This is a genomic window from Tabrizicola flagellatus, from assembly GCF_046295235.1.
Lineage (GTDB): Bacteria > Pseudomonadota > Alphaproteobacteria > Rhodobacterales > Rhodobacteraceae > Tabrizicola > Tabrizicola flagellata_A.
Genome location: NZ_JBKBLV010000028.1, coordinates 19,583 through 33,290, shown reverse-complemented (window position 1 = coordinate 33,290; position 13,708 = coordinate 19,583). Strand labels below are relative to the sequence as shown.

The following is a 13,708-nucleotide window of genomic DNA, read 5'->3' as shown; positions in this document are numbered from 1 at the left end:
GGCAGTCAGCTCTGCGGGCGCGTCTTCTTGGGGTCGAAATGCGACAGGGGCACGATCACCGCCGGCAGCCGCTTCTGCTGTCCGTCCAGCTTGCCGACCTCAAGCGCCGTCCCCAGCTCGGCATGGGCCACATCGACCCGGGCCAGCGCGATGTTCTTGCCCAGAATGGGTGAGCGGACCGAGGATGTCACCTCCCCCACCTGCGCCCGGCCGACATGCAGGCAGTCGCCATGGCCCACATCGACATTCGCGTCGATCTCCAGGCCCACGAACTTGCGGCTCGGATGCTCCTTCCGCCGGATCAGCGCCTCGCGGCCGATGAAATCGTCGGTCTTGGACTTCAAGGGCACGGTGAACCCGATCCCTGCCTCGAAGGGGTCGGTCTGGTCGCTGAAATCGTAGCCGGCGAAGATCAGCCCCGCCTCGATCCGCACCATGTCCAGCGCGGCCAGCCCCATGGGCTTCAGCCCCAGATCGCCGCCATTGGCCCAGACCGCGTCATAGACCGCCGTGCCGTCCTTCGGGTGGCAGAAGATCTCGAACCCCAGTTCCCCGGTATAGCCCGTCCGCGACACCACGACCGGAGCCCCCGAAGGCCCGCCGATCCGGCCCACCGTGAACCGGAACCAGCCCAGTTCCTCGATCGTCGGCTGGTGCGGCGCGGTCCAGATCATCCGCTTCATGATCTCGCGGCTGTTCGGCCCCTGGACCGCCAGGTTGTGCAACTGGTCGGTGGAGGACCGCACCATCACCTTGAGCCCCAGCTTTTCCGCCTGCTCGCGGATCCAGATGCCGCCGTAATCGTCGCCGCCGATCCAGCGGAACTGGTCGCGGCCCAGGCGGAACAGCGTCCCGTCATCGATCATCCCGCCGTGCTCGTAGCACATCGCGGAATAGACCACCTGGCCCTGGCTCAGCTTCTTCACGTCGCGCGTCAGCACCCATTGCATCAGGGCTTCCGCGTCTGGCCCCGTGACCTCCCACTTGCGCAGGGGAGACAGGTCCAAGACCACCGCCGCCTGCCGGCAGGCCCAGTATTCCTCCAGCGCCCCGTTCGACGAATAGACCTGCGGCAGCCAATAGCCCTTGTATTCGACGTGATGCCGCGTCTTCTCGACGATCCGCGAATGGAAGGCGGTTTCCTTGGTCATCTTCGGCTCCGCATCGGGCGTGGGGCGCCAGGCGATGGCCCGGCTGAACTTTTCCGCCCCCGAATAGGTGCGGACGTGAATGTCGCTGAGATACCAGCCATTCGCCGGCGAGGTGTCGTCCGGGCAGGCCGAGTTGACGCAGACGATGTCGGTCAGCGCCCGGAACAGCACGTAATCGCCCGGGCGGCTCCACGGTTCATCCGAGATCAACACACCATGTGAATCGATGTTCGTATTGAAGAACAGGTTCACCGCCATCCAGCCGGGGCGAGGGTCAACCCCACGCCCCGCAAGGGCCTTGTTGAAGTTGTCCGAGCAGTTGACGTGCCCCGGATAGCCGATGTCGTCATAGTATTTCGACGCGCAGGCCATGGCGAAGGCATCGTGCCGCCCCACCGTGTCCTGCACCACCTCGACCAGCGGCACCCAGTCCTGATCGTAGTACTTGGAATGCAGCCCCGGCATCGAATAGGCGTGCCCCATCAGCGTGCGGCTTGTCGTCACGTCCAGCGCGTGCTGGATCCCCCGGTCCAGCTTCCGCGCGTCAAAGCACTGGAAATCGGTGCATTGCCGGCCGTCCACGTCGAGGATCTGGATGTAATCCCCGGCCTTGACGAAATAGCTCTCCGCCGTCGCGGATTTCACCCGCAGGTCCAGTATCGGGTCGGCCAGCGGGTCGGGCAGGTCATAGTGGCCCACCATCCGGGGCTTCGCGCGCTGCACCAGCAACGTCACCGGCGTCGCGGTATCCTGCGCCTCGGGCGCCATCGGCAGCCCCGGCGCGCAGACCACGAGCCAGCCATCGTCCAGCGCCGTCAGCTCGGCCCGCGTCCCCGCCGGCGTCTCGGCCCCGAACAGCCGCAAGGCCCCCGCGGTCGCCAGGTTGATCTTCCGCGCCTCCAGCCCCTTGCGCAGCCGCGCAAGGCTCTCCTCGCCCGAGGCCAGCATCGCCTTCAACCCCTCGGCCGTCGCATTCGCCGCCTGCCCCAGGATCGCCGCATCGATGCGCCCGTCCTTGCCGGCCGCCACCAGCTCCACCGGCTGGCCGCCCTCGTCGTTCACCAGCGTCAGCCGGTCGCCCGTCATCAGCTGCAACAGCACCGCCCCGCCGCCCGGCACCACATTCCGTTCCTGCCCGTGGTGCCGGGAAAACCCCTGCGGCGTCAGGATTCGCGACGGTCGCGGTGGACCGGGAACGACGGAAGGATAGATCGCGTCCAGCATGACATCTCCCCGCGGCGATTCGGCGTGATCGACCGGATCAGTTTAATGAGGATAAAACTTGTTCATCCACAAGAATAGCGACAGGGTAAGCCTGACACAAGCACGCGCGAGGGGGAAGGCGACAGAATGCTGGCACTAAGCTTCGGCCTTGGGGCCGCCCTGCTCTGGGCCGTTCACGATCTTCTGGCGCGCAAGCTCAGCCAGGGCGCGGCGCTGTTGCCGATCCTGACGGTGGTGCTTGCGGCGGGGACACTGGGGCTGGTTCCGGTCGCCATGGCGACGGGCGGTTGGGAGCGGATGACGGGCCAGGCGCTGGCCGTCGCTACCGTCTCGGGCCTTGCCTTCGCGGTGGCGATCGGCGGGCTCTACCGGGCCTTCAGCCTGGCGCCCGTCCGGGTCGTCTCGCCGGTGGTCGGGGCCTATCCGATGCTGATCCTCCTGATCGCCGTGGCGCAGGGGCGTCCCGTGTCGGGCGGGGACTGGCTCGCGGTCCTCGCCATCGTCGCCGGCATCGCCATCGTCGCCCTTGCCGCCCGCAACGATGCACCCGAAGGCTATGCGGCCTCGCCCGGGGTGGCCATCGCCTGGGGGGCGCTTTCCGCCATCGGCTTCGCCGCGACCTTCGCGCTGGCGCAAGAGGCTGCGCGGATCGGGGCCGAACTGCCGGTGATGCTGGTCGGCCGGATCGTCGCGCTGGCGGCGATCCTGGCGCTCCTGCTCTGGCGGCGCGGGTCGCTTGCGCCGCAGAAGGGGCACTTCGGCGTGCTGGGGCTGATGGGGCTTCTCGATGCCCTGGCCCTCGGGCTCGTCACCGCCTCGGGGGGCCTGCCGCGCGCCGAATATGCCTCGGTCGCCTCGTCGCTCTTCGGGGTGCTGACGGTGCTTCTGGCAGCCTTCTTCCTGCGCGAGAAGGTCCGGCCCATCCAGTGGGCAGGCATCGCCTGCGTCTTCGGAGGGATCGCCGCCCTCGGCCTGTCAGGGGCGTGACGGCGGCCTATGCCATCGGCCCGAAGCCTATTCCGCCGCTTCCACCCGGCCCGGCACCCTGCGCATCGTCTGGGTCAGGCGGCGTTCATCCTTGGGCGAGACCCCGAAGAACTCGGTATAGTGCCGGATCATCGGGCTGGAGGTCATGTAGCCCACCGAAGCCGCGATTTCCCGAAGGGAATCATTGGAATACAACACCCGCTGCCGCGCCTTCATCAGTCGCAGGTGGTGGTAATAGCGCAGGGGGCTCTGCCCCGTCTCGCGCTTGAACAGGCGCTCGAAATGCCGGCCCGACAGGCCCACGGCCTGTGCCACGTCGGGGATGCGCAGGGGGTCCTCGACATGGGTCTCGAACAGCCGGATCGCCTCGCGGATCGCGGCCGGCAGGCTGTCGGTGGTGCCGCCGGACCGGGCGACGGGGACCTTCTGGCTGGCGTCGGCGTCGCGGACAAAGGGGTGCTGGAACCAGCAGGCGACCTCGGTCATGCAGTCGCGGCCGAGGCGTTCCTCGATCAGGCGGAGCATCAGGTCGAAGACCGCACCGGCGCCCGAGGCCGTGGTGCGGCGGCCTTCGCGCAGGATCGTGACCTCGCGCGCCTCGACGGTGGGGAAGTCGGCCTTGAAGGCGGCCTCGTAGCACCAGTGGACGGAACAGGGGCGGCCGTCGAGAAGGCCGGCCCTGGCCAGCGGGAAGATGCCGCCCGAAAAGGCACCGAGCGTCATCCCGGTCCGGTCCAGCCAGCGCAGTTTCGCCGGGCTGTGGCGCGGGTCGGCGAATTCGGCAGTGGGGGGCGAGATCAGGTAGAGCTGGTCGATCCCGTCGAGGTCCTGCAGGGTCACGTCCGGGTCGAAGCCGATCTCGGCCGAGGACCGGACCGGCGCGGCGGTTTCGGCGACCAGCGTCCAGACGAACTCGCGCCGGCCGGTGATCTCGTTCGCCGCGCGCAGGGGCTCGATGGCCGAGGTCAGGCAGGCCATCGGAAAGCCGGGGAACATCAGGAACCCCAGCCGCAGGGGGCCGCGTTCAGTCATCGGGGAACCAGCCGGGGCTGGTGGGGGCGCCGTCGTCGTATTTCGACAGCCACTCCACCATCGCGTCGCGGTTGCGGATGAAGCCCTTGTAGGTCGCCAGTTCCACCGGCAGGTCGCGGATCACCCGATGCAGGCGGCGCGCCCATTTCGGGACCTCGACGATCTGCTCGAAGCTGCACAGATAGCAGCGGATGTCGAAGGCGATGGCGTTCGACCGGGGCAGGCGGTAGAGGCTTTGCAGTTCCACCCGCAGGTGCTGCTTCTTCCCCATGTTTTCCTGCGTGATCGTGGTCTTCATCGGCCCCCATTTCGGATAGGTCTCGGGCGCGGTGTCGAGAAGCGGGTTGACCGTCATCGTCCAGTTGAACCGCCGCACCGGCGCGCCGTGCTGCAGCTTCAGAAGGAATTTCAGCGCCCGGTCGAAGACGCCCTTCTCATGCGCGAGCGGCACCGGCGCATGCCATTCGTGGAAATTCATGCCGACGTCGAAATCCACCGACCAGTCGGCCTGGCTGGTCGCAATCCCCGCGTCCATCCACAGCGTCCCGTCGCGTTCGTCCTGCAGCGTCCAGTCGCCCTGGGTCTGGCGCATGATGTATTCGAAAGGCGGATAGGGCAGCGTGCTTTCGTCCAGGAATGTGAACGACTGTTCAATACCCAGCGGCCGGTTCACCCAGTGCCAGCGGTTGCCGTCCTTGGTCAGGCTGAACCACTGCGGATAGTCGCGCGCCTTGGCCTCCATGATCAGTTCCAGCACGTCCCAGCCGGCCAGCGTCATGTGCGGCAGGGACTGGCAGCGCAGCGGGTCCTCGGCCAGCACCTTGGCGCGGTCGATCATCTCGGCGATGTAGTGTTCGTCCACGTCCAGCATGTGTTCAAAGGCCGTGCCCTTCCGGCCCGGGACATGCGGTTCCATGTTGACGGAATACATGTAGTCGTCCCGGTCGAAGGGGAACGGAAACCGGCGCGGGTCGCTGTTGCGGTAGGTGAAGGTGTCGCGGAACGTCTCGTCCCGGAAGAAACCGCCGAAATCGTCGGGAGCGAACTTGAAATCAAGGCTCATGACCGTCTCCTATCGATCGATGACGAGGGTCTTGCCCTCGAAGCGGCTGACGCAGGGCATGATCTTGGTGTTCGAGGCCTGCTCTTCGGGCGAAAGCCAGTGGTCGCGGTGCAGGATCGTGCCGTCGCATTTCAGAACGTTCGTTTCGCATTGCCCGCAGGCCCCGCCCCGGCAGAGGTAGGGGGCGTCCACCCCGGCCGCCTCCATCGCCTCCAGCAGGCTTTGCGTTGTGCCGACGGTGATGGTCTTGCCGCTGGCCGCTAGTTCCACCTGGAACGGCAGCCCGGTGCCGGGGGCCAGGAATTCCTCGTGGTGCAGCGCCTGTTTCGGCCAGCCCATGCCCTCGGCGGTGGACAGGACCCAGTTGATCATCCCCTTCGGCCCGCAGACATAGAGATGCGTGCCAATCGGCTGATTTTCCAGCACTTTGGCCAAGTCGATCATCTGCTTCCGGTCGTCGAAGTAGCAATGCACCCGGTCGGGATGCGCAGCCGTCAGCCGGTCCATGTAGGCCCCCAGCGGCTGCGACCGCGCCGAATAATGCAGCTCGAACTTGCCACCGAAATGGGTGAGCTGCGCGATCTGGGCCAGGAACGGCGTGATCCCGATGCCGCCCGCGATCATCAGGTGCTTCTTCGCCCGGTTGTCCAGCGGGAACAGGTTGACGGGGTAAGAGAGCGTCATCTCCATCCCCGGCGTCACATGCCGGTGCATGTACAGCGACCCACCCCGCCCCGCGTCGTCACGCCGAACGCTGATCTCGTATCCCGACCGATCCTCGGGGTCGGACATAAGCGAATAGGGATTCAGTCTGCGGGTGCCGTGGTCGTCCATCTCGACCACGGTATGCGCCCCGCCGGAGAACGCCGGCAGCGGCGCGCCGTCGCGCGAGACGAAGCGGAAGCGCTTGATCAGCTCGTTGACCTCGACCACCTCGGCCACGCGGACCTGGAGTTTGGCGCCGCCGCTCATTTGAACCTCACCACGCTTTCCGGCACCTGGCCGGGGTCCTCGGCGTCGATGTTGACGCCCTGGAAGGCGGCCATGCGCCGGGAATAATGATCGCGGACAAAGAGGTTCAGGCCGCAATGGCTGCACTTGAACGGGTCGGTGGCCACGTTCTCGGTGATCCCCTTGCAATGCACGCATTGCACCCGCCGCAGGGTAGAGCCCCTGTGTTCCTTCTGGATCGAGGCGAAGGGGAAGCCCGTCGCCATGATCTCGCGTTCAGCCTGGCCGATCAGGCCCTCGGTGCCTGCGAGGTAGAACTGGGTCCCCATATGCGCATCCGCCAGAACCCGCACCAGGCGCGGCAGCAGCGCCGGAATGGTCGGCGCGCGGAAGAACCGTGCGGCGCCCAACCCTTCCAGCCTGGCCGAAAGGTCTGTTCCCGTCGGCCCCGGACAATACATGACATGCGCAGCGGACAGAATTTCCGAACGGTTGTTCGCCTTGTCCAGCATGTCGGTCACGGCCACCGCCCCCTCATCGTCGGCGACGATCACATGCAGCTTGCCGGGCCGCGGCTCGAGCGGCGCATAGACGGGGCGCGAGCGCATCGAGGGGGCATTTACCGGGGTCAGTTCCACTTTCACGGGGTCAGTTCCCTTGGGTAGAAAGGGGCCCACCCCAAGGCGGGCCCCCGGAAGATCAGTCCTTGGCGGTGCGCCGCTTCTTTTCGACGTCATAGAACGGCAGCGGGGCCGACACCGCCTTCAGCGGGCCATGCGTGCCGCAGCGCACCTCGACCTCGGTGCCGTTGTTGGCGCAATCGACCGGCAGACGGGCAATCGCCACGACCCAGTCGTTCAGCGGCGAATACATCGGCTGCGTCACCACGCCGATCTTCTTGCCGTCCTTGAAGATCGGCGCGTTGCCCGGAACCTTTGTCTTGTCCGCGAATTTCAGACCCGAGATCTTGAAGCGTTCCTTGCCCTGCAGGCGGTAATGCTCTTCCGCCCCCCGGAAGCCGGTCTTGCCCTTGGTCACGGTCCAGTCGAGGCCCAGCTCCCACAGGGTGTCGCCCGGGCCTTCGTTCTCGAACGGATACATCTCGGAATTGTCGAAGGGGTAGAAGAGCAGGTAGCTTTCCGCCCGCAGCATGTCGAGCGTGGTGAAGCGGCAGGGGATGATGCCCATGCTGGCGCCTTCTTCCAGGATGCGGTCCCAGATTTCCACCGCGTCCTGCCCGCGGCAGAAGATCTCGTAGCCGCGCTCGCCGGTGTAGCCGGTGCGCGAGAGCGTGATCGGCTTGCCGAACAGCATCGCCGGCATGTGGCCCATGTAGGGCAGCTGGCGCACGCCGGGGATGTGCTTTTCCAGGTAGTCCACCGCCAGCGGGCCTTGCAGCGACAGGTCGTGCAGGTTGTCGTCGAAGCGGATCGAAACATCGCGGCCCGTCGCGGCCATGGTCAGCTGCTCATGCCCCTGACCCGAGCCATGGACCACGGTGTAGCTGTTCGGGCCGAAGCGGTAGATGATGCAGTCGTCGATGAACTTGCCCGCATCGTTCAGCATGCAGGCGTACAGCGACTTGCCGGGCGCGATCTTTTCCGGGTCGCGGGTCGTGGCGCGGTCGATGACGTGGCTCGCGACATGGCCGGTGATGTGGACCTTCTTCAGGCCCGAGACATCCATCAGCCCTGCCTTCGTGCGGATCGCCATGTATTCGGCCTCGGGATCGCCCTTGGAATAGGACCAGGCCGTGCCCATCCCGCTCCAGTCTTCCAGGTTCGACCCCAGGGCCCGATGCCGGTCCATCAGTGCCGAGAAACGCCAGGAATTCGTCATGCGCAGTCCCTCCCATCGGGCTTTGATTTTCGCCGAGTGTCAGGCGATTCCCGCCAGAAAGCAATAATGAAATGCAACAATCTTTCTTGCCAGAAAACATCTCCGCAAGAAAAAGGCCGCCCTGTGCGGCGGCCTTTTCCAAGTTTTTTCAAGGGCTTCAGGCTGGCAGAACGAAGAACCAGTTCGCCCACAGCACCACTGCCGCCCCGGCGATCAGGGCCAGGTAGGGCAGGAAGCCCGCCTTCCTTTCGCCCATCTCGCCGTAGGCAAGGCCCAGGTCCTCATAGGCTTCCTTCGGGAACTTGCCCTTGTCCACGACATAGTGGCGATACCAGAACACCGGGAAGATGAACGAGGCGAAGATCAGCCCCGCCCACAGCGCGTTCTCGTAGCCCCAGACCTTGGCGCCGGCGCCCAGGAACAGCGCGTTGGCAAAGGCCAGGATCGTGTTCAGCCCGATCAGCGCGGCTGGCGCCTTCCAGGGCCGCTCCATATGGGCGTTGTCGATCCGGTGGATCCAGCCGGCGTTGAGGTTCAGGAAGTTGAACAGGATGTAGCCCACGTTCGAGATCGCGAGGACGTAGAAATACCCCGCCGCGTCCGAGGCCAGCGCCAGAAGGAAGATGTTGAAGGCCACGTCCGTCCACATCGCCCGGCGCGGCACGCCATGCTCGTTCAGCTTCGACAGGTAACGCGGCAGCCAGCCGTCGCGCGAACCCTGGTAGAGCGTGCGCGACGACCCCGCCATGGCCGTCATGATCGCCAGGAACAGCGCCATGATCATCAGGATGACGAAGATCTGGGTGATGACCGGCCCGCCGCCGATCATGTTGCCCAGCGCCTCGCCGACGCCGGTGCCATCGACGATGCCGGTGGCCAGCATGCCCTCTTGCCCCAGAACCCCCTGGAACGAGAAGGGGATCAGGAAGAAGAACACCATGCACAGAAGGCCGGAATAGAAGATCGCGCGGAAGGTGTCGCGCTTGGGATCCTTCAGTTCGCGGGTGTAGCAGACCGCTGTCTCGAAGCCGTAGGTGGACCAGGCCGCGACATAGAGACCACCCAGGAACAGGGTCCAGCCGCCGATGTTCCATGCGCCGTCCACCCCGGAATAGGCGGCCGTGGGCGGCACCAGGTTGGTGACGTTCATCCAGTCGATCGCGCCAGTCAGGATCGGCACCAGACCAACCAGCAGAAGCGGGGTCAGCACGATGATCGCCAGCCACTTCTGCGCTGATGCAGTGTTGGCGATTCCCTTTTCCTGGATCGCCAGGATCAGCAGCATCAGGATCACGCCGATCAGGAAGGTGGTATTGAAGTGCAGCGTCCCCAGCGCCGGAATAGTGATCTGGAACGCCTCGTAGGTGCGGAACCAGGGCGTCAGAGCCGAGACCGCATCCGCGGACGCCACCGCCTGAATTGCCTGCTCGACCGTCGCCCCTGCATTGTTGGCGATGTAGTCGGCAACCGCCGGGGTCTCGGCCGTGTAGTTGGCCAGGTTCGCCGTCACCCAGTCCATCACCGGCTGGCTGTCGGCAAGCGGGATCGGGAACAGCGCGTTCAGGATGTAGCCCGCGGCAATCGCGCAACCCAGCGACAGCACCGGCGTCCAGGCGAACCAGTTGCACCAGACCGACAAGGGCGCGATCAGCTTGCCATAGCGCAGCCAGGCCGTCGCACCATAGACCGAGGTGCCGCCCGACTTGTTACCGAACATCCCCGCCATCTCGGCATAGGTGAAGCTTTGCAGAAAGCCCATCACCATCGAGATCATCCAGACCACGAAGGCCAGCTTCCCCGTCGTCCCGGCGATCCCGCCGATCGAGAACAGCACCAGCGGCGGCACGCCGGCGGCAACCCAGAAGGCCCCCTTCCAGCTCAGCGCCCGGACCATCTGGCCCGATCCAGTTTCAGTCGTCATTCCCTCACTCCTGTTGGTCAGGCGGGACGGTCGGACCCCTCATGCCGCGGCACCGGAGCCTCGGCCCTTCCGCACCTGGATGGATGGCTTGTCTGACGCGATGGAAGTTGTTGTTCTGACCCGAAGGCTCTCCTCATCGGTCGCCGTTGCATCGCGGTCAAAGGGGCTTGCGCCCACGACCGGATGCCGCGAAAGTAAACATGCCTTTGCGGCTTTGGCGAGAAGAATTTCATCAGGGCGAAAATTTGTTTCCCCGCCGAATCGCCCATTCCCCTCGACCGCCCACGCAAAAGTGCCCCGGATCGACCGGGGCCCCTGCCGTCCTGCGCCCTGTTCCAGGCGGTCAGCCGGTCTTGCGGTAGGCGGCCTTCTCGTGCCGCGCCCCGAAGACCAGGGCGGCGATGCACAGCGCCATCGACAGGGCCAGCCAGAAGGCCTCGCTGCCCATGCCCGCATAGTAGGCGCCTTCCACGGCGGCCCAGCCGGTGATGTCGGTTCCGATCATGTCCTTCCTCCTGTCGTCATTGCGCCGGGGTCACCGGCCCGCGTGCCGGTTCGCCCAGGATTTCGGGATAGGCGACGGCCGGGACCTTCACCTTGTCGAGGCCCAGCAGCTCGGCCTCCTTCGGCACGCGCAGGAGGCCCAGCTTGCTCAGCACCAGCGACACGACATAGCCCGGCACGAAGCCCAGAAGGACCATCACCACCGCGCCGCCCAGCTGCCCCACCAGCGAGATCGTCGGCGCCCCCTCGGAGGTCAGCGCCGGATAGCCGCTGGCGAAGATGCCCACCGCCAAGACACCCCAGACCCCGACGACCCCGTGCAGCGCCACCGCCCCCACCGCGTCGTCGATCCGCAGCCGTTCGACATAGCGCGAGGCGAGCGGCATGATGACCCCCCCGATGGCGGCGATCACGAAGGCCATCGGCGGCCAGTAGAGGTCCAGCCCCGCCGCGACCGAGATGATCCCGCCCAGCGCCCCCGACATCATCCAGAACGGGTCGTGCGTCACCACCCAGGCCGCGATCGCGCCCCCGGCAAAGCCCATCAGGATGTTGAAGGTCATCGCCGACAGGGTGACCGGCGTGCCGTAGATCGTGGCAAAGATGCCCGAGCCCCAGGACCAGGGCTCGCCCGGGAAGATCACGCAGGCCATGAGGAAGCCCCAGAAGCCCGCGATGATCAGCATCAGCCCGACCAGCGTCGCCGGCAGCGAATGGCCGGGGATCGAATTGGCCGTGCCGTCCGGGTTGAACTTGCCAATCCGCGCACCGAGGTTGATGAGCACCCCCAGCGTGAAGAACCCCGCGATGGCATGCACAACGCCCGAGGCGCCGAAGTCATGGTAGCCGAGGCTCGTCACCAGCCAGCCGTCCGCATGCCAGCCCCAGGCGGCGCCCAGGATCCAGACGAAGCTGCCCAACACGATGGCGAGGATCGTGAAACCGACGATCTGGATCCGCTCGATCAGGCTGCCCGACATGATGCTGGCCGTGGTGGCCGCGAACATGGCGAAGGCGCCGAAGAACACCCCCGTCGCGCTGTCGGCCACGCTCGGCCCCATGACCTGCCCCACCGGGCTCGCCGCGCCCACCGCGTAGTCCCAGCCCGAGATGCCGGCCGGGCCTTCCGACATCGACAGGCCGGTCGGGAAGGCCCAGTAGATGAACCAGCCCGCATAGTAGAAGGTCGGGATGATGAAGGCGAAGGCGAGGATGTTCTTGATCCCCGAGGCCAGCGCGTTCTTGGCGCGCGAGGCCCCCATCTCGTAGGACAGGAACCCGGCGTGGATCAGCACCATCAACGGGATGGTGACGTAGTAGAAGGTCTCGGCGGCGGTCCGGTTCAACCCGGCCGTCGCATCCTTCAAATTGGCAATCTCCGCCGTGAGGGCGGCAATCTGTTCTTCCATGCGTTCACTCCCCAGCTGGTCCGCTTCCCCCTGTTGCGCCGGGGGATTTCCGCCGAGACTAGACGCAGGCCAGGCTGCGCCGGTCCGACAATTGTCATTTGCGGCAACTTTCTTTCAAGAAAAGGTCTGACTTCGACATTTTATGACCAAATGATGCGCAGACTGGCACGGGTTTGCATGAACTTTCGGCAGGTTCTGTCTGGCGGAAACGAAAAGGCCCCGGACTGCGCCGGGGCCTTCGCATGCGGGAACGGACGGATCAGTTCCGCAGATAGCTTTCCATCGAATCCTCCAGCGCGTCCTTCCAGGGCGTGTGGTGGACCGGCGCCATGGTGCCGGTGATGACCGAGCGGTAGGCGTTGTTCCGGAAGCCCATGATGTCCTGCTTCTTGTGCTCCTTCCACTCGAAGAAGGCCTCGCAGGCGCCGTCCACGTCGAAGGACGGATAGTCGGTCTCGGCGATCAGCTCCTTCACATAGTCGCCCTGGTAATGGATCGCGTCGTGGGCGTCCTTGCCGGCGTCCTCGGCCGCGACCCGGTCCGCGACATCCTTCAGAAGCACCGCCTTGTCCTCGGGTATCTTGATCTTGCCCATGATCGCGTCGCGGATCCACCAGGCCTGGGCGTCGAACATGTTGAAGGTGAACCACTGGTCCTGCATGCCGATGTAGAACAGCTTCGGATTGTGGACCCAGACCACGCCTTTATACAGGTCGGCCGTCGCCAACCGGTTCGCCGTCTTCAGCCGCAGGTCGTCGGGCAGGAACGGGAAGTGGTGCTTGTATCCGGTGCACAGGATGATCGCGTCGATCTTCTTCGAGGTGCCGTCGGCGAAATAGGCGGTGTTCTCGTCCACCCGCTCCAGCTTGGGCACTTCCTTGAAGTTTTCCGGCCAGTTGAAGCCCATGGGCGCATGGCGATAGGCCACGGTCACCGACTTCGCGCCGTATTTCCAGCACTGGCTTCCGATGTCCTCGGCCGAATAGGACGAACCGAGAAGCAGGATGTCCTTGCCCGCGAACTCGCGCGCGTCGCGGAAATCGTGGGCATGCAGGACGCGGCCGTTGAACTTGTCGAAGCCGGGGTATTCCGGGACGTTCGGCACCGAGAAGTGGCCGGAGGCCACCACGACGTAGTCGAACTCCTCATCGTACATCCGGTCGTTCTTCAGATCATGCGCGGTAACGGTGAAGTTGCCCTTGTCCTTGTTGTAGCGCACCATCCGCACCGTCGTCGAAAACCGGATCCAGTCGCGGACGCCGGCCTTCTTCACCCGGCCCTCGATGTAGTCGAACAGCACGGCACGGGGCGGATAGCTGGCGATCTGCTTGCCGAAATGCTCCTCGAAGGAATAGTCGGCGAATTCAAGCCCCTCCTTCGGGCCGTTCGACCAGAGATAGCGGTACATGCTGCAATGCACCGGCTCGCCATGCTCATCGAGGCCCGTGCGCCAGGTATAGTTCCACAGGCCGCCCCAGTTCGACTGCTTCTCGAAGCAGACCACCTCGGGGATCGCCTCGCCCTTGGCCTTTGCCGACTGGAACGCGCGCAGTTGCGCAAGGCCCGAGGGGCCTGCTCCGATGACGGCTACTCTCTTTGTCATGTTCAACCTCCGGATGCTGGATTC

General features: G+C 65.4%; 11 protein-coding genes. 1 reads left to right on the top strand and 10 read right to left on the bottom strand.

Annotated features, from left to right (window positions below; all coding sequences use genetic code 11):
• Positions 1–5: 5 nt before the first annotated feature.
• Positions 6–2,375 (bottom strand): DUF1989 domain-containing protein, encoded by a 2,370-nt coding sequence (locus tag ACK4IU_RS13025; RefSeq protein ID WP_409735847.1) that lies wholly within the window; start codon positions 2,373–2,375, stop codon positions 6–8.
• Between the two features lie 126 nt (positions 2,376–2,501).
• Between ACK4IU_RS13025 and ACK4IU_RS13020 the strand changes: the two genes are divergently transcribed.
• Positions 2,502–3,362: an EamA family transporter gene (locus ACK4IU_RS13020; RefSeq protein ID WP_409735845.1), complete on the top strand. Its 861-nt coding sequence runs from the start codon at positions 2,502–2,504 to the stop codon at positions 3,360–3,362.
• Between the two features lie 27 nt (positions 3,363–3,389).
• Here ACK4IU_RS13020 and ACK4IU_RS13015 read toward each other — a convergent pair whose 3' ends face one another.
• The 9 genes from ACK4IU_RS13015 to ACK4IU_RS12975 form a co-directional block, all read right to left on the bottom strand.
• Complete coding sequence (locus ACK4IU_RS13015) at positions 3,390–4,394, bottom strand: GlxA family transcriptional regulator (RefSeq protein ID WP_409735843.1); 1,005 nt, start codon at positions 4,392–4,394, stop codon at positions 3,390–3,392.
• Positions 4,387–5,457 (bottom strand): heme-dependent oxidative N-demethylase family protein, encoded by a 1,071-nt coding sequence (locus ACK4IU_RS13010; RefSeq protein WP_409735840.1) that lies wholly within the window; start codon positions 5,455–5,457, stop codon positions 4,387–4,389. The genes ACK4IU_RS13015 and ACK4IU_RS13010 overlap by 8 nt, the downstream gene beginning before the upstream one ends.
• 9 nt (positions 5,458–5,466) lie before the next feature.
• Positions 5,467–6,429: a PDR/VanB family oxidoreductase gene (locus ACK4IU_RS13005; protein WP_409735838.1), complete on the bottom strand. Its 963-nt coding sequence runs from the start codon at positions 6,427–6,429 to the stop codon at positions 5,467–5,469.
• Complete coding sequence (locus ACK4IU_RS13000; protein ID WP_409735915.1) at positions 6,426–7,016, bottom strand: dimethylamine monooxygenase subunit DmmA family protein; 591 nt, start codon at positions 7,014–7,016, stop codon at positions 6,426–6,428. The genes ACK4IU_RS13005 and ACK4IU_RS13000 overlap by 4 nt, the downstream gene beginning before the upstream one ends.
• Positions 7,017–7,107: 91 nt before the next feature.
• Positions 7,108–8,247, bottom strand: coding sequence for an aminomethyltransferase family protein (locus tag ACK4IU_RS12995; protein WP_409735836.1), 1,140 nt, complete (start codon positions 8,245–8,247; stop codon positions 7,108–7,110).
• Between the two features lie 157 nt (positions 8,248–8,404).
• Positions 8,405–10,168 carry an APC family permease gene (locus ACK4IU_RS12990; RefSeq protein WP_409735834.1) on the bottom strand — a complete coding sequence of 588 codons (1,764 nt, stop codon included), beginning with the start codon at positions 10,166–10,168 and terminating at the stop codon, positions 8,405–8,407.
• A gap of 343 nt (positions 10,169–10,511) precedes the next feature.
• Positions 10,512–10,673 carry a hypothetical protein gene (locus tag ACK4IU_RS12985; protein ID WP_160147777.1) on the bottom strand — a complete coding sequence of 54 codons (162 nt, stop codon included), beginning with the start codon at positions 10,671–10,673 and terminating at the stop codon, positions 10,512–10,514.
• A gap of 16 nt (positions 10,674–10,689) precedes the next feature.
• Positions 10,690–12,081 carry an ammonium transporter gene (locus ACK4IU_RS12980; protein WP_409735830.1) on the bottom strand — a complete coding sequence of 464 codons (1,392 nt, stop codon included), beginning with the start codon at positions 12,079–12,081 and terminating at the stop codon, positions 10,690–10,692.
• Positions 12,082–12,340: 259 nt separating this feature from the next.
• Complete coding sequence (locus ACK4IU_RS12975) at positions 12,341–13,684, bottom strand: NAD(P)-binding domain-containing protein (RefSeq protein WP_409735827.1); 1,344 nt, start codon at positions 13,682–13,684, stop codon at positions 12,341–12,343.
• Positions 13,685–13,708 lie beyond the last annotated feature (24 nt).